Here is a 23,459-nt window from a genome sequence, read left to right on the forward strand (position 1 = left end):
CATGGCCCCCGTCCCCGGCTCGGGCCTCGCCAAGGGCCTGGCGGTCACCCTGCGCACGATGACGCGGAGGACCGTCACCGAGCAGTACCCCGACGTGCAGCCCGAGCTTCCGCCACGCACCCGCGGTGTGATCGGCCTGTTCGACGAGAACTGCACGGTCTGCATGCTGTGCGCCCGGGAGTGCCCGGACTGGTGCATCTACATCGACTCCCACAAGGAGACGGTTCCGGCGGCGGTCCCGGGCGGCCGCGAACGCAGCCGCAACGTCCTCGACCGCTTCGCCATCGACTTCTCCCTGTGCATGTACTGCGGGATCTGCATCGAGGTGTGCCCCTTCGACGCGCTCTTCTGGTCGCCGGAGTTCGAGTACGCCGAGACCGACATCCGCGAGCTCACCCACGAGCGCGACAAGCTCCGCGAGTGGATGTGGACCGTCCCGGCCCCGCCCGCCCTCGACCCCGCCGCGGAGGAGCCGAAGGAACTGGGCGCGGCCCGCAGGGCGGCCGAGAAGCTGGCTGTCCAGCAGGCACCGGCGGCCGCCGGTCCGCAGTCGCCGGAGCAGGCGTCCGGGCCGCGGGAGCAGGCGTCCGGTTCCGAGCGGCCCACCCGTCCCGCGGGCGGGCCCCCGCGGCCGACGGACCGGCCGGACGAGGAGGGGCAGGCATGATCCCGCTCGCCGCCGGCCCGCACGGTTTCCTCTCCCCGACCGGTGTGGAGATCGCCTTCGTGCTCGTCGGCCTGGTCACCTTCGGCGCCGCCCTCGTCGCGGTCACCACCCGGCAGCTGGTGCACGCCGCGCTGTGGCTCGTGGTGGCGCTCGGCGGACTCGCCGTCGAGTACCTCCTGCTGACCGCCGAGTTCATCGCCTGGGTACAGGTCCTGATCTACGTCGGTTCCGTCGTCGTCCTCCTCCTCTTCGGTCTGATGCTGACCAGGGCACCGATCGGCCGCTCCCCGGACGCGGACTCCGGCAACCGGTGGGCCGCCCTGACCGTCGCCGCCACCGCCGCGGCCGCCCTGGTCTGGGTCGTCACCGACGCCTTCCGCACCACCTGGATCGACCTGGACGGTGCCGCCGCCGGCTCGACCGCCGTCACCGGTGCCAGCCTGTTCCAGAACTGGGTCCTGCCCTTCGAAGCGCTGTCCGTCCTCCTCCTCGCCGCCCTCGTCGGCGCGATCGTCCTGTCCCGCAGGGCGAAGGCGGCGGCCGCCTCCGCGTCCGGCGGGAGCGCGCCCGGTCGGGTCGAGCCCGGCGGCGCAGAGCCCGGCGGGGGAGCGGCCGGCGGGGGAGTGGCCGACGCCGGCGCGACCGGCGGGCGGGACGCGAGAGAAGGGGCCCGCTGATGCACCTCGTCTACCCGGCCGTACTCTCCGCCCTGCTGTTCTGCACCGGTCTGTACGGCGTCCTGGCCCGCCGCAACGCGGTCCTGGTGCTGATGTCGGTCGAGCTGATGCTCAACGCCGTCAACCTGAACCTGGTCGCCTTCGACGTCTGGCTCAGCCGGACCGCCGAGGAGACCCTGCACTCCGGCCAGGCCCTCACCCTGTTCACCATCGCCGTCGCCGCCGCCGAGATCGGTATCGGCCTGGCGATCGTCCTCGCCGTGTACCGCAACCGCGGCACCGCCGACATCGACCGGCTCCGCGACACCGCCGAGGGCGCCGGCGACGACACCCCCGCCGACGACCAGGCCGCCGAGAAGGCTGAGGCCCGCGCGTGACCACGACCACCCTCGCCGTACTCGTCCCCCTGCTGCCGTTCCTGGGCGCGGCCTGCGGGCTGCTGCTGGGCCGCACCCTCCCCGGCCTGGCCCGCCCGCTGGCGATCCTGCCGACCCTCGCCGCCCTGGCCGTGGCCGTCCTGGTCGCCACCCGCCAGGCCGGCGGCGCGGCCGTCGACTCCGCCACCGAGCTCACCCCCACCGGCTCGGTCCCGATCGAACTCGCCCTGCACCTCGACGGTTTCGCCGCCCTCGTCGCGGTCCTCGTCGGCGTCGTCGCCGCCTGCGTGCAGATCTACTCGACGGGCTACCTGCGCGACGACCCGCGCTACCCGTCCTACGCCGCCCTCGTCTCCCTGTTCACCTCCGCGATGTTCCTCGTCGTCTACTCCGGCGATCTGATCGTGCTGCTGGTCGGCTGGGAAGTCATGGGCATCTGCTCCTACTTCCTGGTCGGCCACTACTGGGAGACCCCCGAGGCGCGCGCCGCCTCCCTCAAGGCCTTCCTGGTCACCAAGCTCGGCGACGTCCCGTTCCTCATCGGTCTCTTCGTCCTCGCCGGCGACACCGGCTCGTTCCGCATCACCACCGTCCTCGGCGCGGTCGCCCACGGCGGACTCGACCACCCCACGCTCATCGCCCTGCTCCTGCTGGCGGGTGTGGCGGGCAAGTCGGCCCAGTTCCCGCTGCACACCTGGCTCCCCGACGCGATGGCGGGCCCCACCCCCGTCTCCGCGCTCATCCACGCCGCGACGATGGTCGCCGCCGGCGTGTACTTCGTCGCCCGGCTCCTCCCGGTGTTCGAGGCCTCCCGGGCCGCGCTGCTCGTCCTGGCCGTGATGGCGGCCGTCACGATGACCGGCTCCGGTGTCGCCGCGCTCGCCCAGGACGACATCAAACGCGTCCTGGCCTACTCGACGATCGGTCAGCTCGGCTACATGACGGGCGCCCTCGCGGTCGGCGACCGCGGTGCCGCCGTGTTCCACCTCCTCTCCCACGGCGCCTTCAAGGCGCTGCTGTTCCTCGCCGCCGGCGTGGTCATCCACGCCGCCGGCACCAACTCGCTGGCCGCGATGTCGCGCCTGCACGGACTGCGCGACCGGGTGCCCGACGCCTTCTGGACGATGACCGTGGCGCTCCTCGCGCTCGCCGCGATCCCGCCGTTCAGCGGGTTCTTCTCCAAGGAGTCCGTCCTCGGCGCCGCCGAACACGTCGCCACCGGCCACACCGGGTCCGCTCCGGCCGCCGCCGGCTGGATCGTCCTCGTCACAGGCCTGCTCACGGCCCTGCTGACCGCCGCCTACGCGACGCGGCTGTGGCTGCTCGCCTTCCGCGGCCGCGGCGCCGAGGCCCCCGACCACGGCCGGCAGCCCCTGACCATGACGGTGGTGCTGTGGGTGCTCGCGGTGCCCTCCCTCGCGCTCGGCGGGCTCACCTACCGGCTGCTGCCCGACTGGTTCGACGGCCGCGACCTCACCCCGGCCCTGACCACCTCGGTCCTCGGCACCGGCCTGGCCCTGGTCGGCGGCATCGTCACCTACGCCGCCTGGCGCCACACCACCGCCTTCGCCGCCCGTGTCCCGCTCGGCGCGGTCGCCGCCCACCCCGAGGGCGATGCCGGACTCGTCGAGGCCGAGGCCATCGCCAGCCACGCGCCCGCCTACGGCGGCGTCGCCCGGGCGGCCGACCCGGCCGACCCCGGGCGCCTGCTGCTCGGACCGCTGCACCGGCACGCGGCCGTCGGATTCCACCTCGACGCCGTGTACACGGCCCTCTTCGTCCGTCCGGTGCAGGCCGGCGCGCGCCTCGTCCGCTTCCTCGACCGCGAGGTCGTCGACACCTACGTACGCGGCGCGGGCGCCCTACCGCGCTGGCTCGGGGCCGCCGTACGGCGCGCCCAGACCGGCAATGTGCAGACCTATGTGAGCGCGCTGCTCGCCGGCACCGTCGTCCTCGCGGTCGCCGCCGTCCTCGTCGCCACGGGAGCGTGAGCAGGCGTGATCGATATCAACGAGTCCGTGATGCGGTTCCTTCTGGCGTTCGTCGTGGTCGGACCGCTCCTGGGTGCCGCCGCCGCTCTGCTCCCGGCTCCGCCGGGGCTGAAGGGGAGGTCGCCCGAACAGGCCGTGCTGCGGCACGGCGTCACCGTCACCGGCGCGGTCCTCGCCGCCGCGGTCGTGCTCGTGCTCGGCTTCGACCACGACCACCCCTCGACGATGCAGGCCACCACGGACATCAGCTGGATCCCCGCGCTCGACGTGCGGATCCACCTCGGTGTCGACGGCATCTCGCTCCCCCTCCTCGTCCTGACCGCGCTGCTGACCTTCCTCTGCGCGCTCCACAGCTACTTCAAGCGGCCGGTGCCCCCGGTCGCCGGGCCGTCCCCGAAGGGCTTCGTGGCCCTGCTGCTCCTGCTGGAGTCCGGCACCCTCGCCTCCTTCGCCGTGCTCGACCTGCTCCTGTTCTTCCTCGCCTTCGAGACGGTCCTCATCCCGATGTACTTCCTCATCGCCCGCTGGGGCGGCGAGGGCCGGGCCGCGGCCGCCTGGAAGTTCATCCTGTACACGCTGCTCGGCTCGGTCGTCATGCTTCTCGGCCTGCTCCTGATCGGTCTTCGGGCGGGCACGTTCGACATGGTGGCACTCGCCACTGACAACGGCCGGTCCCTCACCGCATCCGTGCAGGTCGTCGCCGTTCTCGCGATCGGGCTCGGGCTCGCGGTGAAGACGCCGATGTGGCCGCTGCACACCTGGCTGCCCGACGCCCACACCGCCGCGCCGACCGCCGGCTCGGTGCTGCTGGCGGGCGTGCTGCTGAAGATGGGCACCTACGGGTTCGTGCGGATCGTCCTGCCGATCGCACCGGACGGCTTCCGCACCTTCGCGCCGTACCTCGCCGCCTTCGCCGTCGTCGGCATCGTCTACGGTTCGCTGGCCTGCCTGGCACTCGCCAGGCGGGGCGCCGGCGGCGACCTGAAGCGGCTGATCGCCTACTCCTCCGTCGGCCACATGGGCTTCGTGCTGCTCGGCATCGCGACCATGTCGCCGACCGGCGTCAACGGCGCCCTGTTCGCCAACATCGCCCACGGGCTCATCACCGGACTGCTCTTCTTCCTGGTCGGCGGGGTCAAGGAGCGCACCGGCAGCACCGACCTGGACGCCCTCGCCGAGGACACCGGTGCGGCACTGTACGGCCGGGCCCCCCGGCTGGGCGGACTGCTCGCGTTCGGCGCCGTGGCCTCGCTCGGCCTCCCCGGTCTCGCCGGGTTCTGGGGCGAGATGCTGGCCCTGTTCGGCGCGTTCCGACCCGCCGCGGGCCTCAGCCGCCCCGCCTTTCTCACCTTCATGGCGATCGGCGCCCTCGGCACGCTGCTGACCGCCGCCTACATGCTCCTCGTCGTCCGGCGCGTGTGCATGGGCGGCGTCCCGCAGGGCACGGAGGCCACCCCCCGGCTCGCCGACGTCCGCCCGTACGAGTTCGCGGCCTGGACCCCGCTCGTCGCCCTGACCGTCGTCGCGGGCCTGTGGCCCAAGGCACTCCTCGGCCTGACCGACCCGGCCGTGCAGCTGTTCCTCGCAGGAGGCACCCGATGAACCCCCCGGCCCAGTCGCTGGCCGAGTCCGCGGCCCAGCCCGTGACGCACACCCTGGCCGAGTCGGTGGCCCACCCCCTGCTGCATCCCCTGGCCTCGTCCGTCGTCCAGTCCGTCGACTGGCTCGCCATCGCCCCGCCCACCCTCACCGCGGTCGTCGGCCTCGCCGTCCTCGTCGCCGACCTGTTCCTGCCCGACGCCAGGAAGGACGTGCTCGGCTGGGTCAGCGTGGGCGGGCTGGCCGGGGCCGCGCTCCTGCTGCTGCCGCTGCTGGACGGTGACCGCACCACCTTCTGCCTCGCCGGCGACCCCGGTGCCTGCAGCTACACGGCCGACCACTTCACCCTCGCCGTGCAGCTCCTCGTCCTCGGCGGCGCTCTGCTCGCCGCCCTGCTGTCGGTGACCGCGTTGAAGGACGCCCGCCGGGAACTGCCGGAGGGGGAGTACTGGTTCCTGCTGCTGTCCTCCACCGCGGGTGCCGCCCTGCTGCCCGCCTCCCGCGACCTCGCCACCCTCGTCGTCGCCCTGGAGGTCGCCTCCCTGCCCGCCTTCGCCCTCGTCGGCATCCGGCACGGCGACCGGCGGTCCTCCGAGGCCGCCCTGAAGTTCTTCCTGTCGTCGGTCACCGCGACCGCCGTCACCCTGATGGGCGTCAGCTTCGTCTACGCCACCACCGGAACCCTCTACCTGACCCGGATCGCCGACCGCGTCCAGCACGTCGACGGGCAGTTCGGCACCCTCGCGCAGACCGGAGTCGTCCTCACCCTGGTGGGTTTCGCCTTCAAGACGGCCGCGGTGCCGTTCCACTTCTGGGTGCCCGACACCTACGTGGGCGCGCCGCTCCCCATCGCCGCGTACCTCTCGGTCGTCGGCAAGGCGGTCGGCTTCTCCGGGCTGATCCTCGTCACCGTCGTCGCCCTGCCCTCGTACGCCGACGCCTGGGGCCCGGCGCTGGCCGCGCTGGCCGCGCTCACCATGACCGTCGGCAACGTCGGCGCGCTGCGCCAGCAGGGCACCCGCGCGCGGAGTGCGGTGCGGCTGCTCGCGTGGTCGTCGGTGGGCCAGGCCGGCTACCTGCTCGTCCCGGTCGCCGCCGCCGGGTACGCCGACGACCCCGAGCACGCCGTCGGCTCCACGGTCGCCTACGCCCTCATGTACGGCGTCGTGAACCTGGGCGCGTTCACGGTGGCCGCCCTGGTCGGCCGCACCCGCACCGTCAACCGCATCACCGACTACCGCGGTCTGTACGCCACCAATCCCGTGGCCGCCCTGCTGCTGGCGTTCTTCCTGCTCTGCCTGGCCGGACTGCCGCCCGGCGTCATCGGCCTGTTCGCGAAGGTCACCGTCTTCTCCTCGGCCGTCGACGCGGGGCTGGGCTGGCTCGCCGTCGTCATGGCCGCCAACGTGGTCGTCGCGCTGTACTACTACCTCCGGTGGACGGCCCTGCTGTTCCGCGCGGCGGAGGGCGCACCCCCCGCCCACCGGTTCCCGGCACCGCTCACCGCAGCGCTCGGTCTCACCGCGGTCGCCGGCGTCGCCCTGTCGGGCGCACCCGAGCTGGTGCTGCGCTTCGCCGCCACCGGGCTGTTCTGAGCCCGCCGCTCACCCGGACGGCTCTGCCGCAGCCGTGACCGTCACGGCCGCGGGCGTCGGAGCCCGCCCTTCACCCGGACGGCTCTGCCCGCTGCCGCCCCACCGGGGAACTGGCGGCCCCCGCCTGGCGTTGACCAGTACGGGAGGGTCCACTGGGAGTGCCGCCACGGCACCAGTGGCACTGACACGACAGCGAAGGGTTCCCCTGCCGCACCACTTGGAGGGCGTACCGTGCACCGCCGGCACAACGGGCTCAGGACCGCAGTACTCCTCGGGGGACTGTCCGCACTCATCATCGTCATCGGCAGCTTCTTCGGCCGTACCGGACTGATCGTCGCGGTCCTCGTCGCCCTGGGCACCAACGCCTACGCGTACTGGAACAGCGACAAGCTGGCCCTGCGCGCGATGAGGGCGCGCCCGGTCAGCGAGTTCGAGGCGCCGGCGCTGTACCGCATGGTCAGAGACCTCTCCACCCAGGCCCGGCAGCCCATGCCCCGCCTCTACATCTCCCCGACGGAGGCCCCCAACGCCTTCGCGACCGGCCGCAACCCGCGCAATGCCGCCGTCTGCTGCACCGAGGGCATCCTGCGCATCCTCGACGAGCGGGAGCTGCGCGGCGTCATCGGCCACGAACTCAGCCACGTCTACAACCGGGACATCCTGATCTCCTCGGTCGCCGGCGCCCTCGCCTCAGTGATCATGTTCCTGGTCAACTTCGCCTGGCTGATCCCGATCGGCCGCGGCGACGACGACGACGGTCCCGGACTCGTCGGCCTGCTGCTGATCATGATTCTGGGGCCGCTCGCGGCCGGCCTCATCCAACTGGCCATCAGCCGTTCCCGGGAGTACGAGGCCGACGCCTCGGGGGCCCGCCTCACCGGTGATCCGCTCGCCCTGGCGAGCGCCCTGCGCAAGCTGGAGGCCGGGACCAAGCAGCTCCCGCTGCCGCCCGAGCCGCGTATCGAGACCGCGAGCCACATGATGATCGCGAACCCGTTCCGCCCCGGCCGGGGGATGTCGAAGATGTTCTCCACGCACCCGCCGATGGCGGAGCGTGTCGCCCGGCTCGAGAAGATGGCGGGTCGTCCGTTGTGAGGATCCTCCCGGCCCCCCTGCGGGCGATACCGAGCCTCTGACCGGCTACCCGGCTACTCGGCCATCCGGCTACCCGGCCATGCGGCTACCCGGCCACTCGGGCATGCGGCTACCCAGTTGCTCGGCCTCCCGCCGGCCGTGACCTCCGTGGGTCCGCCGGGCCGCCTCCCCGCCGTCGGCGTGCCGTCGGTGCCGCTCCCGGCGTTCGGCTCCGCGCCCGGAGCGGCGCGCCCCGGACGTCCCGGGAGGCGGGTCGGAGTTCCGGGAGCAGGACCGTCCCCCCTTCCGCCGGTGCGGCGCGCCCGCGGCTCGTCGCACCGGGGCGTTCCGCGGTGAAGCGCCGGCAGGTCGCAGGAGGTTGTGCCGGTTCTCCCCGGAGGGGTGCCGGGCCACCGGGCACTCGGCGGCGGCTCGGGGCTACGCGGGTCGGACCAGTCGATCGTCGGGGATGACCGCCACGCCGAGGATCTCGATCATGGCCTCGGGCTGCCACAGCGCGGTGGTGCCGATGCCGGCCATGGCGGGGTAGACCGGACCGGCCAGCTCGCGCCAGACCTCTCCGATCTGCTTGCCGTGCGCCTGGTAGTCGGGGATGTCGGTCAGGTAGATCGTGACGCTCACCAGGTCCTCGGGGATGCCGCCCGCCTCCGCGAGGGTCGCGAGGACGTTGCCGAACGCCTGCCGGAACTGCTCGACGATGCCGCCCTGGACGATCCGCATGTCCTTGTCGAGGGCCGTCTGCCCGCCGAGGTACAGCGTGTTTCCGCTCAGTGTCCCGTGCGAGTAGCCGCTGGGCCTGGCCAGGGACGCGGGGTTGACCGGTACCGGGGCCGGGATGGTCGCCATGGAGATCTCCTGCCGGACGGGTGCTGTCTGGCCGACACCGTAGCAGCTATTGACACTCTCGTGACGATCGTAGAAATAATGAAATGCAGTTCGCGGACAGCAGTGAGGGAGAGGAAGCGCCCATGCGCCTGGCGACCGTCGACCACGAGACCGGCAGGACCGCCGCGGTGCTCCACGAGGGCGCCTGGCACGCCCTCCCCGCCGCCGACCTGTCGGCGTTCCTCGCGACGACACCCCCCGAACGGGCCACCGCCCTGGCCGGTGAGGCACTCCGCGACGCCGTCCCGGTCCTCCCGCTGCCCGCCCCCGGCAAGGTGATCTGCTGCGGACTCAACTACGCCGACCACATCCGGGAGACCGGACGCGAACTGCCGGCGCACCCCACCCTCTTCGCCAAGTACGCCGACACCCTGACCGGCCCCGAGGCCGACCTGCTCCTGCCACCGGACCTCCAGGTCGACTGGGAGGCCGAACTCGCCGTCGTGGTGGGCGCGACGCTGCGGCACGCCGACCGGGAGGCCGCGCTCGCCGGCATCGCCGGCTACACCGCCGCGAACGACATCTCGGTCCGCGACTGGCAGTACCGGACGCTGCAGTGGTTCCAGGGCAAGGCATGGGACGCGTCCACACCGGTGGGCCCCGTCGTCGTCACCCCCGACGAGATGGACCCGGCCGCGGGAGTCGAGGTGATCTGCCGGGTCAACGGCGAGGAGGTCCAGCACGACACCACCAGGACGCTCGTGTTCGACGCCGCCGACCTGCTGGCCTACATCTCCGCCTTCACCGTGCTGCGCCCCGGCGACCTGGTGCTGACCGGAACGCCCGGCGGCATCGGCGCGGCCCGGGACCCCCAGCGGTTCCTCGCCGACGGCGACGTCGTGGAGACCGAGATCCCCGGTATCGGCACCCTGCGCAACACCGTCCGGTCCGCGCGCTGACGCCCCCGGCTCCACCCCCTCACCCCCGTCCCCGAAGAGGAGCTTCCATGGACCCCCGTCCCACCGACCACGGGCTCTACGACTCGTACGCCCTCGAGGGCGACAACTCGATGTATGCCACCGAGAGCGGCCTGGTGGTACCGGTCGTGACCCGCGCCGGCACCGAGCCCGGGAACACCGGCCAGTCCGACGGCGCCACCCGCATCTCGGGAGTCAGCGCCCAGCACACCCCGGCCACCAGGATCTGGTTCGGCAAGGTCAGCAACGACGCCGGCTACCGCTCCGTACCCCACCACCACGGCGAGGCCGAGACCGGCGGCTACGTGCTCTCCGGCCGCGCCCGCATCTACTTCGGCGAGAAGTTCGACGACTACATCGACATGGCGGAGGGGGACTGGGTCTTCGTCCCGCCGTTCATGCCCCACGTCGAGTGCAACCTCGACCGCAACAAACCGCTGACCTGGATGACGACCCGCACACCGGAGAACATCGTGGTCAACCTTCCGCAGGTCGCGGACGCCGACCTGCGCGACTGGCTGGGCCGGTCGTGATGGCCGACACCACCTCCGAGTACTTCAGCGCCGCCCTCACCCTGACGCCGGCCGAGGCCGAGCACTTCGACCTCGCCTTCACCGCCGTCACCCAGCCCTGCCCCTGGCCCAAGGCCTACGGCGGCGACCTGGTCGCCCAGGCCGCGGCAGCCGCCATGAGGTCCGTCGGCGACGGCAAGACGCTGCACTCCATGCACTCCTACTTCATGCGCCCCGCCGAGATCGGCGAGAAGGTCCGCTACGAGGTGGAGTTGCTGCGCGACGGCCGCGGCTACGCCACCCGGCAGGTCCGCGGCTACCAGAACGGCAGACCGCTCTACGTCTGCCTGGCCAACTTCGCGGCCGGCGAGCCCGGAGCGAGTTACCAGGGCGAGCTCCCGGACTGGCTGTCCGCGGCCGGCCTGCCCGGCCCCGAGACGCTGCCCAGCTCCGCCGCATGGCTCACCGACCGGACCGGCGGGACGATGACCGAGGTCTCCAAGGCCTACTGGTCCTCCGGACGCAGCTTCGACATGCGGCACGCGCCGGGCCCCGTCTACCTCACCGTCGAGGGCGAGCGGCTGCCCCACCAGGCGGTCTGGGTCAGACCGTTCGACGGCCTGCGCACCGTCGACGGGCTCACCGACGCCCAGCGGGACACGGCCGCGCTCGCCTACGTCTGCGACTACACCATCCTGGAACCGGTACTGCGGGTGCTCGACCTGCCCTGGGCCACGGAAGGCCTGGTCACGGCCAGCCTCGATCACGCGATGTGGTTCCACCGCGCCCCGCGACCGGGCACCGCCGACGGCTGGCTCCTCTACGCCCAGCAGGCGGTGGCGGCCGAAGCGGGCCGCGGCCTCGCCGCCGGCCGCTTCTTCACCCCCGACGGCGCCCACCTGGCCACCGTCGTCCAGGAAGGCATGATCCGCGCCCCGCGGGGAGGAGACCGATGACCCTCTCGCCCTCCGGCCACACCGACACCTTCGCCCGCGACCACCTGCCCCCGGCGGACCGGTGGCCGGTGCTGGAGTTCACGACCGAACCTCTCCGGTACCCCGAACGCCTCAACGCCGCCACGGAACTGATGGACCGGGTGATCGCCGCCCACGGCCCCGACCGGCCCGCGCTGCGCACTCCCGGCGGCGACCTCTGGACCTACGGAGAGCTCCGGCGGCGGGCCGCCCAGATCGCCCAGGTGCTCACCGAGGACCTCGGCCTGGTGCCCGGCAACCGGGTCCTGCTGCGCTCCCCGAACAACCCCTGGACCGTCGCCGCGTGGCTCGGCGTGCTCAGCGCCGGCGGCGTCGTCGTGACCACCATGGCCGCCCTGCGGGCACGGGAGCTGGCGCCGATCGTCGAGAAGACCCGGCCCGCCGTCGCACTGGTCGACCACCGCTTCGTCGACGACGTGCTGACCGTACGCGACACGGTCGCGCCCGACCTGGCCGTCGTCGCGTACGGCGGCGACGCCCACGACGACCTGAGCAGACGGGCCGCCCGGAAGGCCGGCCGGTTCACCGCCGTCGACACGGCCGCGGACGACGTCGCGCTGTTCGGGCCGACCTCGGGCACCACCGGCGTCCCGAAGATCACCGTCCACTTCCACCGCGACGTACTGTCGATCGACAACACCTTCGGCCGGCACACGCTCCGCCTGCGCCCCGACGACCTGGTGGCGTGCACCGCGCCGCTGGCCTTCACCTTCGGCCTGGGCATGCTGGTCGTCTTCACGCTGCGGGCCGGCGCCTGCGCGCTGCTCACCGAGTCGGCCACGCCGGCCGAACTCGCCGGGCTGGTGGCGGACCACGGTGTGACCGTACTGGCCACCGCGCCGACCGCGTACAAGCAGATCCTCAAGTCGGGCCTGGTGAAGCGGCTCGCCGGGCTGCGCCGCGCGGTCAGCGCGGGCGAGCACATAGCGCAGGACGTGTGGGAGCAACTGCACCAGGAGCTCGGCGTCAGGATCGTCGACGGGATCGGCGCCACCGAGATGCTGCACATCTTCATCTCGGCCGCCGACGACGACATCCGCCCCGGATCGACCGGCCGGCCCGTCCCCGGCTACCGTGCCACCGTCCTGGGCCCGGACGGCGAGGAACTCGGGCCCGGCGTCGAGGGACGGCTCGCTGTGATCGGCCCGGTCGGCTGCCGCTACCTGGACGACGACCGGCAGGCCGACTACGTCGTCAACGGATGGAACGTCACCGGCGACACCTTCCTGCGCGACGAGGACGGCTACTTCTGGTACCGCGCCCGCAACGACAGCATGATCGTCTCCTCCGGCTACAACATCGCCGGACCGGAGGTGGAGGCCGCCGTCGACACCCACCCGGACGTCCTCGAGTCGGCGGTCGTCGCCCGGCCCGACCCCGAACGCGGCGCGATCGTGTGCGCGTTCGTCGTACTCCGCGAGGGCGTGGCCGGGGACGAGACGAAGGCCGACGAGATCCAGAACCACGTCAAGCAGCAGATCGCGCCGTACAAGTACCCGCGCGAGGTCCGCTTCATCGCCTCGCTGCCGCGCAACCCCAGCGGCAAGCTCCAGCACTACAAGCTCCGCCGCACCGTGGAGGGAACCGCATGAGGATCGCCATCGCCGGAGGCGGCCCGGGAGGCCTGTACTTCGCCGCCCTGATGAAGCAGCTCGACCCGGCCCACGAGGTCACCGTCTGGGAGCGCAACGCCCCGGACGACACCTTCGGATTCGGCGTCGTCTTCTCCGACGAGACCCTCAGCGGCATCGACAACGCCGACGACGTCGTCCACGCCGCGATGGAGAGCCGCTTCGCCCGCTGGACCGACATCGACGTCGATTTCGACGGCCACCGGTTCACCGTCGGCGGACAGGGGTTCGCGGCGATGAGCCGCAAGGAACTGCTGCGGATCCTGCAGGAGCGGGTCGCCGAACTCGGCGTCACCGTCCACTACCGGACCGAGGCCCCGGACGCGGACGAGCTGCGCGCCACGCACGACCTGGTCCTCGCGGCCGACGGCCTGAACTCCGCCGTCCGCACGAAGTACGCCGACGTCTTCGGCCCGTCGCTGGACCGGCGGCGGAACAAGTACATCTGGCTCGGCACCGACCTGGTCTTCGAGGCGTTCCAGTTCTTCGTCAAGCAGACGGAGTGGGGCACCATGCAGATCCACGGCTACCCGTACTCCGACACCGGCTCGACGTTCATCGTCGAGATGCACGAGGACGTGTGGCGGCGCGCCGGCTTCGACCGGACCGCGGGCCGGGCGTTCCCGCCGGGCGCCTCCGACGAGTACGCCGTCGCCAGGATCGCCGAGATCTTCGCCGGCGAGCTGGAGGGCCACCGCGTCCTCACCAACAACTCCAAGTGGCTGGAGTTCACCACCGTCCGCAACGAGCGCTGGCACCACGACAACGTGGTGCTGCTCGGCGACGCCGCCCACACGGCGCACTTCTCCATCGGCTCCGGTACCAAGCTCGCCATGGAGGACGCCCTCGCACTGGCGGCCTGCCTGCACGAGCAGCCCACGGTGGCGGAGGCGCTCGAGGCCTACCAGACCGAGCGCAAACCGGTCGTCGAGTCGACCCAGCGGGCCGCGCAGGCGTCACTGGAGTGGTTCGAGAACATCGGCATGTACGCCGACCAGGACCCGGCCCGGTTCGTCTTCAACCTGCTGACCCGCTCGCGCCGGATCACCCACGAGAACCTCCGCGAACGGGACGCCGAGTTCGCCGCCCTGATGGAGAGCGAGTTCGCCCGGAGCGAGCAGGCCCCCGGCACCGCCCCGGCCATGTTCCAGCCGGTCCGCATCGGCCCGCTGGAACTGAAGAACCGCATCGTCGTCTCCCCGATGGACATGTACTCCGCCGAGGCCGGCGTTCCCGGCGACTTCCACCTGGTGCACCTCGGTTCCAAGGCGCTGGGCGGCGCGGGCCTGGTGATGAGCGAGATGGTCTGCGTCTCGCCCGAGGGACGCATCACCCCGGGCTGTCCGGGACTGTGGACCGACGAGCAGCGCGACGCCTGGCGCCGCGTCACGGACTTCGTGCACGAGCGCACCACCGGGAAGATCGGCCTGCAGCTCGGCCACTCGGGCCGCAAGGGATCCACCCGGCTCATGTGGGAGGGCATGGACGAACCGCTCGACGACGGCAACTGGGAGGTGATCGGCCCGTCCGCCATCCCCTACGGCCCCGGCTGCCACACCCCCCGCGAGGCCACCCGCGCGGACCTGGACAAGGTGGTCGCCGACTTCGTCGCCGCCGCCGAACGCGGAGTGCGGGCGGGCTTCGACCTCGTCGAGGTGCACGCCGCCCACGGCTACCTGCTGTCGTCCTTCCTCTCTCCCGTTGCCAACAGGCGCACCGACGAGTACGGAGGCTCCCCGGACAACCGGCTGCGGTTCCCGCTGGAGGTCTTCGACGCGGTGCGGCGCGCCGTCCCACCGCACATCCCGGTCACCGTCCGCATCTCGGCGACCGACTGGGTACCGGACGGCAACACCGCTGACGACGCCGTGGAGATCGCCCGGGCGTTCATCGAGCACGGCGCCGCCGCCATCGACGTCTCCTCCGGGCAGGTCACCAAGGACGAGGCACCCGCCTACGGCCGTTCGTACCAGACACCGTTCGCCGACATGATCCGCCACCGGGTGGCCGGTCCCGCCGGGGTGAAGGTGATCGCGGTGGGCGCCATCTCCTCCTACGACGACGTCAACTCGATCCTGCTCGCCGGACGGGCGGACCTGTGCGCCCTGGGCCGCACCCACCTGTACAACCCGCAGTGGACCCTGCAGGCCGCGGCCGAGCAGGAGTACCGGGGCGACGGCGCGCAGTGGCCGGTGCAGTGGAAGGCCGGCAGGCGCAGGCCGCCCACCTCGCGCACCGACAAGGTCCCGCCGCGCCTCTCGCTGCTGCGGGAGGGCGCCGACGGCACCGTGCACCTGCGGTGGACCCCGCGCCGCGCCCCGGTGTCCGCGTGACCGCGGCGGCCGGGGGCCACGAACGTACGGCCGGGGACCACGAACCGGCGGCCGGGGGCTGCCACCGGCCGTCCGGGCGCTCCGACGGGGCGGTCGGGGACCCCGGCCGGGCGGTGGGGGATTCCGACGGGGCGGCCCGGGAATCCGGCCGCACGGCAGGGGGCTCCGACCGGACCGGTGTCCACCGGTCCCGGATCGAGTGGATCGACACCGATGCCGCGGGCATCTACCACAACAGCACGGTCGTGCGCCTGGTCGAGGCCGCGGAGGCCTCGCTGATGGCCGGACTGGGCCTGCACGGCTACTTCCCGGCCGCACCGCGGGTCCACTACGAGGTGGACTTCGAGTCGCCGCTCTTCTTCGGCCAGGACGTCCGGACCGTCGTGGAGCTTGCCGACATCGGCACCACCTCCATGACCTTCCGCTTCGAGGTCTGGGGCGAGGAGTTCCGGGGCCACCCCGGCCGCCGGGCCGCGCACGGCCGCTACGTCACCGCCTACATCGGCAGCGGCCACCGCAAAGGCGCCGCCGGCGGCCCGTGGCCGGAGGAATGGGTCGCAGCGCTCCGAGGGGGTGTGCGGGCCCCCGGACCGCATCCGCCATACTCGGTCGGATGAGCGCGACCAGGGAAGCCCGAACACCCGCAGCCACACCCCGGTCCCGGACCGTCCTGGTGAGCTTCCTCGGCGCCGTCGTCCGCAAGATGGGCAACTGGATGCCGATCGCGGGCACCGTCGAGTTGCTCGCCCAGTCGGGCCTGGACGCCGCCAGCGTCCGGACGGCGGTGTTCCGGCTCAAGAAGCGCGGCTGGCTGGAGTCGGAGCCCCGCTCCGGCGTACGCGGCTACGCACTGACCCCCGCCGCGCTGGAGGCCCTCGCCGCCGGCGACGAGGTGATCTGGCACGCGCGGCAGCCGGCCGAACTGGGTGACGGCTGGTGCCTCGTCAACTTCTCCGTCCCCGAGTCCGCGCGCGCCCGGCGCCACCAGCTCACCGCCCACCTGACCTCGCTCGGCTTCGGCAACATCGGATCGGCGGTGTGGATCGCCCCCGCGCGCATGCTGGCGTCGGCCCAGCGCGCCATCGCCGAGCTGGACCTGACCGGTCAGTGCGCCGTCTTCGTCGGCCACTACGCCGCGGGGCAGGAACTGGCGGCCATGGTCCGCAACGGCTGGGACATCGAGGGGATCGAACGACGCTACGAGGAGTTCATCGAGGACCACGAGGCGGAGGCGGACCGACTGGCCACGGCCGCCTTCGTCGACGGCAAGCACGCCTTCGTCACGTACCTCTCCCTGGTCGACCACTGGCGCAAGCTGCCGTTCCGCGATCCCGGGCTGCCGCCCGAGGTGCTCCCGGAGGACTGGAGCGGTCCCGCCGCCGTCCGCCTCTTCGAGCGGATGGTCGCGACGCTGGAGGGGCGGGCACTGGCCCACGCCGCCCCGTACTGGCCCACGCAGCCCGGTCCGGCCGAAGCGGCCGACGGCACCCGGTGACCCGGTCGGTCCGGCCGACGGCACCCGGCGTCCCGGTCGGGGCGGGCACCCGGCCCGACCGGCGGTGGCGCGGTGCGGGCCGGTGCCGTACGGATCGGCGCCACCGGCCCTGCTAGTAGCGGCTCCCGAAGCCCTGGTCCGTCGACACCACTTCCCGGCCCAGGGGCATGAGCGAGATCGGGATCAGCTTCAGGTTCGCCCAGCCGAACGGGATCCCGATGATCGACAGGAACAGCGGGATGCTCGTGACCAGGTGGGCCAGCGCCAACCACCACCCCGCGAAGATCACCCAGATCACGTTCCCCAGGAACGACCCCGCACCGGCGTCCGGCCGCTCCACCGCCGTCCGGCCGAACGGCCAGAGGACGAAGCCGGCGATACGCAGCGACGCGATGCCGAAGGGGATGGTGACGATCAGGATGAAGCAGATCAATGCGGCGACCAGATAGCCCAGGGCCATCCAGATACCGCAGAACAAGAGCCAGATGATGTTCAGCAGCAGGTTGAACAGCTTCATGATCGGTTTACCTCTCCAGGTCGCTCGCCGGCGGTACTGCCCTGCTCCCACCAGTATCAGCGGGGCGCGTGGTCCGGCGGAAACGGAGAGCCTTCGTGGCGTGATCGGGAACGTACGGTGACACCCGCCGCCACCCGTGCCCCCGCGCCCGGTACTCGTGCCTGTGCCCGTGCCGCCCCCGCTCCGGGTGCCCGTGCCTGTGCCCGTGCCTCCGCTCCGGGTGCCCGTGCCCCCGCTCCTACTCCTACTCCCGCTCCCCGAGGTTCCACCGCCTCCCGCACCCGGGCTACCGCTTCCCCAGCCACTCCTTCCGCCGCCCGCGCCGGGCCCGTACCCCGTACACGAGCACCCCAAGGGCCAGCACGCCCGCGCCCGCCGCCACGGACGCCGCCGGCAGGGAGCACGCCAGCACGGCACAGCCGATCAGCCCCGCCGCCGGCACCAGCCGCGCCCGCGGTGCCGGATCGAGGGTCCACGCCGAGGCGTTGGCCACCGCGTAGTACGTCAGCACCCCGAAGGACGAGAACCCGATCGCGCCCCGCACGTCCACGGTGGCGGCCAGGACGGCGACCACCGCCCCGACGGCCAGCTCCGCCCGGTGCGGCACCCGGAACCGCGGATGGACGGCGGCGAGCACGGACGGCAGATGCCGGTCCCGGGCCATCGCCAGCGCAGTGCGGGACACGCCGACGAGCAGCGACAGCAGCGAGCCCACCGCGGCCACCGCCGCACCCACCCGCACCACCGGCACCCATCCGGAGGCGCCGGCCGCCCGCACGGCGTCCGCCAGCGGGGCTTCGGCGCGTCCCAGGCCATCCGGCCCCAGAACCGACAGCACCGCCACCGACACCGCCGCGTACACCGCCAGCGCGAGCCCGAGAGCAAGCGGAATCGCGCGCGGAACGGTCCGTGCCGGATCCCGTACCTCCTCCCCGAGCGTCGCGATGCGCGCATACCCCGCGAACGCGAAGAACAGCAGACCGGCGGCGCGCAGCACCCCTCCCGGGAACCCGGACACCCCGAGGTCCAGGCGCCCGGCGTCCGACTCCCCGGACCCGAGGCACACGACGACCACGCCGGCGAGGACGGCCAGCACCACTCCCACGATCAGCCGGGCCAGCCGGGCCGACTTCCGGACGCCGCCGTAGTTCACCGCGGTCAGCGCCACCACGGCCGCGACCGCCACCGCGTGCGCCCGCCCCGGCCACACGTACGCGCCCACGGTCAGCGCCATCGCCGCGCAGGAAGCCGTCTTCCCGACCACGAACGCCCACCCGGCGAGGTGACCCCAGAACGCCCCCAGCCGCTCACGCCCGTACACGTAGGTGCCGCCCGAGGCCGGATACCGGGCCGCCAGCCGCGCCGAGGAGAGGGCATTGCAGTAGGCGACCACTGCGGCGACCGCGAGCGCGGGCAGCAGCCCGGAGCCGGCGGCGCGCGCAGCGGGCCCCAGAGCCGCGAAGATCCCCGCACCCACCATCGCGCCGAGGCCGACGACCACGGCGTCCCCGACGCCGAGAGTGCGTCGCAGTCCACCGGCGGATCCGGGCGTCGTCATGAGCGGCACCCTACTGAGAGCTGCAACCGCCGGGGGTCGTCGCGGCGTCCTTCCCGGCAACACGGCACGAACACACGCACGAGTGCGGTCCGTCCGAGGGCGCCGTAGGGAAGATCACAGCGTCGGGACGGTCAACGCACAGCACGAAGGGGCAGGTTCACGGCATGGGCATCATCAGCTGGATCATCCTCGGCCTGCTGGCCGGAGCCATCGCCAAGTTCCTGCTGCCGGGCCGCGATCCGGGCGGCTTCATCGGCACGACCCTCATCGGCATCGCGGGCGCGTTCATCGGCGGTTGGATCTCCTCCCGGTGGCTGCACCACTCGATCACCAACGACTTCTACGACAAGGGGACCTGGGCGGCGGCGATCGGCGGCTCGCTCGTCCTGCTGATCGGGTACCGCATCCTGTTCGGCAACTCGCGCGACTGACGACCGCGCCCCGCACCGCCCCGCACCGCCGCATCGCCGCGGACGGCCGAGAGGGGTGGGTGGCACCGGAAACTCCCGGAGCCGCCCACCCCTCTCGCCGTCCCCCGGCCCCACCGGCCCGGCCTCTTCCTGGGAGGTCGGGCGCCGGGCCGGGCGCCAGTCGGAGGCCGCGAAGGCCGCGGTCCCACCACGGCCCCCGCTTGCCCGACGGCCCGGCGTGCCCGACGGCCCGGGCATGCCCGCCAGCCCGGCGTGCCGGACGACCCCTACCGGCCGGCCTCTTCGATCACCGGTAGTTGACGAACTGCAGCGCGAAGTCGAAGTCCCGGCCCTTCAGCAGGGCGATGACGGCCTGCAGGTCGTCCCGGCTCTTGGAGGTGACGCGCAGTTCGTCACCCTGCACCTGGGCCTTCACGCCCTTGGGGCCCTCGTCCCGGATGATCTTCGCGACCTTCTTGGCGTTCTCCTGGGAGATGCCCTCCTCGATCGACGCGAAGATCTTGTACTCCTTGCCGGAGAGCTGGGGCTCGCCCGCGTCCAGGGCCTTCAGCGAGATGCCCCGCTTGACCAGCTTGGACTGGAAGACGTCGAGGACGGCCTTCACCCGGTCCTCGGAGTTCGCCTCCATCAGGATCTTCTCGCCGGACCACGCGATCGATGCGCCCACGCCCTTGAAGTCGTAGCGCTGGGAGATCTCCTTGGCGGCCTGGTTGAGGGCGTTGTCGACCTCCTGCCGCTCGACCTTCGAGACGATGTCGAAACTGGAGTCGGCCATGTCCTGTGGCTCCTTGTATCGAAGTGCGTTGGGGTGCGTGCCGGCGCCGTGGGGGCTGCCGCCGAGCCCCGGGAGGCTCCCGGGCCGCATCCGGACAAGCCTAGCCACCCCGCCCTCCCCGAGTGGTGATCAATCTGGTGGCGAAGCACCCCGGTCCATCGGGTATGGTTTACGTCGTTGCCACGGAGCGGCGCCGCAAGGCGGGCTCCCGGCGGCAAAACCCGGCGGTGTGCCCGAGCGGCCAAAGGGAGCAGACTGTAAATCTGCCGGCTCAGCCTTCCCAGGTTCGAATCCTGGCGCCGCCACGCTGAGGGAGAACCCCTCTGACCAAGTTCCTCACCTGGTCAGAGGGGTTCTCTCGTTCTGTCTGCCTGTTCGATTCATGCTGGACGGGGCGCGGACATGTCTCACCTCGTACCGCCCGTATCTCACCGTTGATCGGTGCACGTCCCCCGGACGTCCCCCCGCGGAGAGCTTGATCACTCCCACTCGTGCCACTCCCGCAGAGCAGGGAGGGGCAATGCCCTGCTGCCGTGGGCGGTGGGCTGGGGTGGAGCCGTGGGTCTCCCCGAGGCAGGCTGGGTCCATGAAGTGGCTCCTGCACTCACCCCCGGTGCCGGGAGCCGGTGCGCACAGCCGGGCCCTCTTCGCCCTGCTGCAGGGTCTGCCCTTCCTGATCGCGCTGGCCGTGCTGGTCATCGAACTCACGCCCGCGCACTTCATCTACACCGGCCCCTTCCTCACCGCGGTGCCCGCGCTGGCGGCCGTGGCGTTGGGGCCCAAGGGCACCACGGCGGCGGCGGCCCTGGCGCTGGCCATCAGCGTGACCACCGCGACCTACAACGGGGCCTGGGGCACCCTGCAGGTCTACAGCAACCTGCTGGCTCTGGCCCTGGTCTCCGCGGCCGGGTTCGTCACCAGCCTCGCCATGCAGGAGCGCAGGCAGCGGGAGCTCGACCAGGTCCGCCGGATCGCGGTGGCGGCCCAGGAGGTGGTGCTGCGACCCGTGCCCGAGCGCCTGGGGCCGGTGTCCGCCGGCAGCCTGTGCCTCGCGGCCGGGACGGGGGCACGGGTGGGCGGTGACCTGTACGAGGCGGTACAGACGAGGTACGGCGTCCGGATGATCGTCGGAGACGTCCGGGGCAAGGGGCTCACCGCGGTGCGAGCCGTCGCGGTGGCGCTCGGCGCGTTTCGGGAGGCCGTGCACTACGAGGACGACCTGGTGGAGGTCATGAACCGCTGCGCGGCTGCGCTGCGACGTGAACTCGCCTTGCCGGGTGCCTACGGCCAGGAGGTTCGGCTCGAGGGGTTCACCACGGCGCTCATCGCGCAGGTGCCGGACGAACCCGTGGTGCAACTGGTCAACCGCGGACATCCGCCACCGCTGCTCCTGAGCCAGGGCAGGACCGTGCCACTGATGCCGAGTGTGCCGTTGCCGCCCCTCGGCCTCGAAGACCTCGTCACCGACCTCCCCGCGAGGCCCGAGAGCTACGCGTTCAACCCCGGAGACCGGCTGCTGCTGTACACCGACGGCGTGATCGAGGCCCGCAACCGCGATCACGAGTTCTTCGCCCTGCCCGAGGCCGTGGAGGGGATAGGTGCCGGTGCCACCCCGTCGGAGTTCCTGGAGCAGCTGCACCAGGCGTTGGTCCGCCACACCGGTGGCGACCTGGCCGACGATGTGGCGATGATCCTGGCTGACCGGTTCCAGAACCCGTCGGAGCCGCCTTCCGACGCGGCGGGCGCGGGGTGACGGGTGCGGTGCGTGGTCCAACTCCAGGCAGCAGGCAGCAGGCAGTGCGCAGCGGGCAGCGGGCAGGGATCGGTGGGCGGCAGGCGGCTGGTGCGCCCCGTGCACGGTCTAGTCGTCACCGGTCGGCGCCGTAGGCGCCGCCTTCTTCACCTCCGCCTCGACCTCGTTGCGCGGTCGGCTCTCGCTCCTGGCGTACTCGGTGACCGCGGCCTGCGTGTCCCGGGCCAGGTCGCGCCAGGCGCGCCAGGCCGTCTCGTAGGTGTCGTGCTGCTCCCCGGTCCACGACGCCGCCGTCGGCGCGCCGTAGGCGTCCCGCAACTCCAGGGCGCGCGCGTGTGCCTCGTTCGCCGCGCGCTGCTTCTCCACGAGTTCGTCGAAGGTGTGTGCCACGCTCGGATGCTAGGGAGGACTTGCCTCTCAGGCGCGTCGGAAGCGGACGGCGTGCGAGGGCCGGTACCCGAGTGGCCCAGCGCCGCGGACCCAGCGCGTGAAGACGGCGGCGTCCGGCTCCTCTGCCCGAGGGCGCGCGGCAGGAATACCCGTCGGCGCAGAGGGCCGGGGCGCGCCTGCCGAGGAGGGACGGGAGGGACGGGACCGGGCCCGCCCCTCCCGTCCCCGTGCCGCCGTCAGGCGGGCCGGGAACGGGACGGGCGGTGAGATCGGGCGGTGAGAACGGGGGCGGTGAGGACGCAGGGGAAGCTGAGCTGCCGGTCCGTCAGCGTCAGTTCCCGGCGACCGACTTCACCGCCACCGACACCGGTGTCGACCCGCTGATCAGCTCCAGCGTCAGGCCCGCCGTAGCCGGCGTGTCCACCAGTTCCGCGAGGACCGCGGCCACGTCGTCGCGCGGGATCGGGCCGCGGCCCGTGTGCGCCTGCATGCGGACGAGTCCGGTGCCCGCGTCGTCGGTCAGCGCGCCGGGACGCAGGATCGTCCAGTCCAGGGCGTCGAGGCTCCGCACGTGGTCGTCCGCCGCGCCCTTGGCCCGCAGGTAGGCGTCGAAGACCTCGTCGCCCTGCCGTCCGGCGTCGGCTCCCATGGACGAGACGACCACGTGCCGCCGCACCCCGGCCCGGACCGCGGCGTCCGCGAACAGCACCGCCGCGCCCTTGTCCACGGTGTCCTTGCGGGCCGCCCCGCTGCCCGGGCCCGCGCCGGCCGCGAAGACGGCGGCGTCGGCGCCCTGGAGGTGGGCGGCCACTTGTTCGAGTGAGGCCGACTCCAGATCGAGCAGGACCGGTTCGGCGCCGGCCTCCCGCAGGTCGTCGCCCTGTTCCGCAGCGCGGATCAGGCCCGCGACCTCGTCCCCGCGTGCGGCGAGCAGGCGCTCCAGCCGTAGCGCGATCTGACCATGACCACCAGCGATGACAATGCGCATGTCTCCGACCGTACGCCGCGACGGCCCGGTGCGCTGCACGGTCCGCTGCACGGACCGCCGTGCTGCACGGCTGCGGCCGGGACGCAGCACACGGGCCGGCAGCGAGGAGGCTGGACGCGTTCGGTCGTAGGCGGTCGGTCGCACGGTTGCGGCCGGACCGCTTCCGTCGGGGCCGGACCGCTCGCGCTGCGCCCGGACCGCTCGCGCTGCGCCCGGACCGCTCGCGCTGCGCCCGGACCGCTCGCGCTGCGCCCGGACCGCTCGCGCTGCGGCCCGGG

At 72.7% G+C, this 23,459-nt stretch carries 22 protein-coding genes and 1 tRNA gene; 17 read left to right on the forward strand and 6 right to left on the reverse strand.

Going from position 1 to position 23,459, the window contains the following annotated elements; all coding sequences use genetic code 11:
- The first annotated feature begins 1 nt into the window (after nt 1).
- From ACL02U_RS06020 to htpX, 7 genes are all read left to right on the forward strand, one after another.
- A complete protein-coding gene (locus tag ACL02U_RS06020) occupies nt 2-667 on the forward strand; it encodes a NuoI/complex I 23 kDa subunit family protein (protein WP_412789587.1) in 666 nt (221 codons plus the stop codon).
- The gene (locus tag ACL02U_RS06025; protein WP_412789651.1) at nt 667-1,344 is read left to right on the forward strand and encodes an NADH-quinone oxidoreductase subunit J; all 678 of its coding nucleotides are present in this window, start codon (nt 667-669) and stop codon (nt 1,342-1,344) included. The genes ACL02U_RS06020 and ACL02U_RS06025 overlap by 1 nt, the downstream gene beginning before the upstream one ends.
- The gene (gene nuoK / locus ACL02U_RS06030) at nt 1,344-1,721 is read left to right on the forward strand and encodes an NADH-quinone oxidoreductase subunit NuoK (RefSeq protein WP_412789588.1); all 378 of its coding nucleotides are present in this window, start codon (nt 1,344-1,346) and stop codon (nt 1,719-1,721) included. Before ACL02U_RS06025 ends, nuoK begins: the two co-directional genes overlap by 1 nt.
- Nucleotides 1,718-3,712 carry an NADH-quinone oxidoreductase subunit L gene (locus ACL02U_RS06035; protein ID WP_412789589.1) on the forward strand — a complete coding sequence of 665 codons (1,995 nt, stop codon included), beginning with the start codon at nt 1,718-1,720 and terminating at the stop codon, nt 3,710-3,712. Before nuoK ends, ACL02U_RS06035 begins: the two co-directional genes overlap by 4 nt.
- 6 nt (nt 3,713-3,718) lie before the next feature.
- Complete coding sequence (locus ACL02U_RS06040; protein WP_412789590.1) at nt 3,719-5,314, forward strand: NADH-quinone oxidoreductase subunit M; 1,596 nt, start codon at nt 3,719-3,721, stop codon at nt 5,312-5,314.
- Entirely contained in the window at nt 5,311-6,906 is a 1,596-nt protein-coding gene (locus tag ACL02U_RS06045; RefSeq protein ID WP_412789591.1) for an NADH-quinone oxidoreductase subunit N, read from the forward strand. The genes ACL02U_RS06040 and ACL02U_RS06045 overlap by 4 nt, the downstream gene beginning before the upstream one ends.
- Nucleotides 6,907-7,137: 231 nt before the next feature.
- Nucleotides 7,138-8,001 (forward strand): zinc metalloprotease HtpX, encoded by an 864-nt coding sequence (htpX, locus tag ACL02U_RS06050; RefSeq protein ID WP_412789592.1) that lies wholly within the window; start codon nt 7,138-7,140, stop codon nt 7,999-8,001.
- Between the two features lie 417 nt (nt 8,002-8,418).
- On the opposite strand, the gene ACL02U_RS06055 is transcribed toward htpX, so the two are convergent.
- Entirely contained in the window at nt 8,419-8,847 is a 429-nt protein-coding gene (locus tag ACL02U_RS06055) for a RidA family protein (RefSeq protein WP_412789593.1), read from the reverse strand.
- A 122-nt stretch (nt 8,848-8,969) separates the two neighbouring features.
- On the opposite strand from ACL02U_RS06055, the gene ACL02U_RS06060 reads away from it, so the two are divergent.
- The 7 genes from ACL02U_RS06060 (at nt 8,970) to ACL02U_RS06090 (ending at nt 16,769) form a co-directional block, all read left to right on the forward strand.
- Complete coding sequence (locus tag ACL02U_RS06060) at nt 8,970-9,785, forward strand: fumarylacetoacetate hydrolase family protein (protein ID WP_412789652.1); 816 nt, start codon at nt 8,970-8,972, stop codon at nt 9,783-9,785.
- Nucleotides 9,786-9,832: 47 nt separating this feature from the next.
- On the forward strand, nt 9,833-10,336 hold the full coding sequence (locus ACL02U_RS06065; RefSeq protein WP_412789594.1) for a cupin domain-containing protein: 504 nt from the start codon (nt 9,833-9,835) through the stop codon (nt 10,334-10,336).
- Nucleotides 10,336-11,271 carry an acyl-CoA thioesterase gene (locus ACL02U_RS06070; protein ID WP_412789595.1) on the forward strand — a complete coding sequence of 312 codons (936 nt, stop codon included), beginning with the start codon at nt 10,336-10,338 and terminating at the stop codon, nt 11,269-11,271. Before ACL02U_RS06065 ends, ACL02U_RS06070 begins: the two co-directional genes overlap by 1 nt.
- Nucleotides 11,268-12,902, forward strand: a complete 1,635-nt coding sequence (locus ACL02U_RS06075) for an AMP-binding protein (RefSeq protein ID WP_412789596.1) — start codon at nt 11,268-11,270, stop codon at nt 12,900-12,902. Before ACL02U_RS06070 ends, ACL02U_RS06075 begins: the two co-directional genes overlap by 4 nt.
- Nucleotides 12,899-15,274, forward strand: a complete 2,376-nt coding sequence (locus ACL02U_RS06080; protein WP_412789597.1) for a bifunctional salicylyl-CoA 5-hydroxylase/oxidoreductase — start codon at nt 12,899-12,901, stop codon at nt 15,272-15,274. Before ACL02U_RS06075 ends, ACL02U_RS06080 begins: the two co-directional genes overlap by 4 nt.
- 113 nt (nt 15,275-15,387) lie before the next feature.
- Complete coding sequence (locus ACL02U_RS06085) at nt 15,388-15,891, forward strand: acyl-CoA thioesterase (protein ID WP_412789598.1); 504 nt, start codon at nt 15,388-15,390, stop codon at nt 15,889-15,891.
- Nucleotides 15,888-16,769, forward strand: coding sequence for a PaaX family transcriptional regulator C-terminal domain-containing protein (locus ACL02U_RS06090; RefSeq protein WP_412789599.1), 882 nt, complete (start codon nt 15,888-15,890; stop codon nt 16,767-16,769). Before ACL02U_RS06085 ends, ACL02U_RS06090 begins: the two co-directional genes overlap by 4 nt.
- A 112-nt stretch (nt 16,770-16,881) precedes the next feature.
- On the opposite strand, the gene ACL02U_RS06095 is transcribed toward ACL02U_RS06090, so the two are convergent.
- Both ACL02U_RS06095 and ACL02U_RS06100 read right to left on the reverse strand, forming a co-directional pair.
- Entirely contained in the window at nt 16,882-17,286 is a 405-nt protein-coding gene (locus tag ACL02U_RS06095; RefSeq protein ID WP_412789600.1) for a YccF domain-containing protein, read from the reverse strand.
- A gap of 286 nt (nt 17,287-17,572) precedes the next feature.
- Nucleotides 17,573-18,844, reverse strand: coding sequence for an APC family permease (locus ACL02U_RS06100; RefSeq protein WP_412789601.1), 1,272 nt, complete (start codon nt 18,842-18,844; stop codon nt 17,573-17,575).
- A 164-nt stretch (nt 18,845-19,008) separates the two neighbouring features.
- Between ACL02U_RS06100 and ACL02U_RS06105 the strand changes: the two genes are divergently transcribed.
- The gene (locus tag ACL02U_RS06105) at nt 19,009-19,275 is read left to right on the forward strand and encodes a GlsB/YeaQ/YmgE family stress response membrane protein (RefSeq protein ID WP_412789602.1); all 267 of its coding nucleotides are present in this window, start codon (nt 19,009-19,011) and stop codon (nt 19,273-19,275) included.
- Between the two features lie 286 nt (nt 19,276-19,561).
- Here ACL02U_RS06105 and ACL02U_RS06110 read toward each other — a convergent pair whose 3' ends face one another.
- Complete coding sequence (locus tag ACL02U_RS06110; RefSeq protein WP_412789603.1) at nt 19,562-20,050, reverse strand: YajQ family cyclic di-GMP-binding protein; 489 nt, start codon at nt 20,048-20,050, stop codon at nt 19,562-19,564.
- A 223-nt stretch (nt 20,051-20,273) separates the two neighbouring features.
- Here ACL02U_RS06110 and ACL02U_RS06115 point away from each other — a divergent pair.
- Nucleotides 20,274-20,355 (forward strand) — tRNA-Tyr (locus ACL02U_RS06115).
- 281 nt (nt 20,356-20,636) lie between these two features.
- Nucleotides 20,637-21,803 carry a PP2C family protein-serine/threonine phosphatase gene (locus ACL02U_RS06120; RefSeq protein ID WP_412789604.1) on the forward strand — a complete coding sequence of 389 codons (1,167 nt, stop codon included), beginning with the start codon at nt 20,637-20,639 and terminating at the stop codon, nt 21,801-21,803.
- A gap of 108 nt (nt 21,804-21,911) precedes the next feature.
- Here ACL02U_RS06120 and ACL02U_RS06125 read toward each other — a convergent pair whose 3' ends face one another.
- Together ACL02U_RS06125 and ACL02U_RS06130 are read right to left on the reverse strand one after the other, a co-directional pair.
- Nucleotides 21,912-22,193: a hypothetical protein gene (locus ACL02U_RS06125; RefSeq protein WP_412789605.1), complete on the reverse strand. Its 282-nt coding sequence runs from the start codon at nt 22,191-22,193 to the stop codon at nt 21,912-21,914.
- 331 nt (nt 22,194-22,524) lie between these two features.
- Nucleotides 22,525-23,181, reverse strand: coding sequence for an SDR family oxidoreductase (locus ACL02U_RS06130; protein WP_412789606.1), 657 nt, complete (start codon nt 23,179-23,181; stop codon nt 22,525-22,527).
- Nucleotides 23,182-23,459 lie beyond the last annotated feature (278 nt).

The sequence above is a fragment of the Streptomyces sp. MS06 genome (genome assembly GCF_047200655.1).
Classification (GTDB): domain Bacteria; phylum Actinomycetota; class Actinomycetes; order Streptomycetales; family Streptomycetaceae; genus Streptomyces.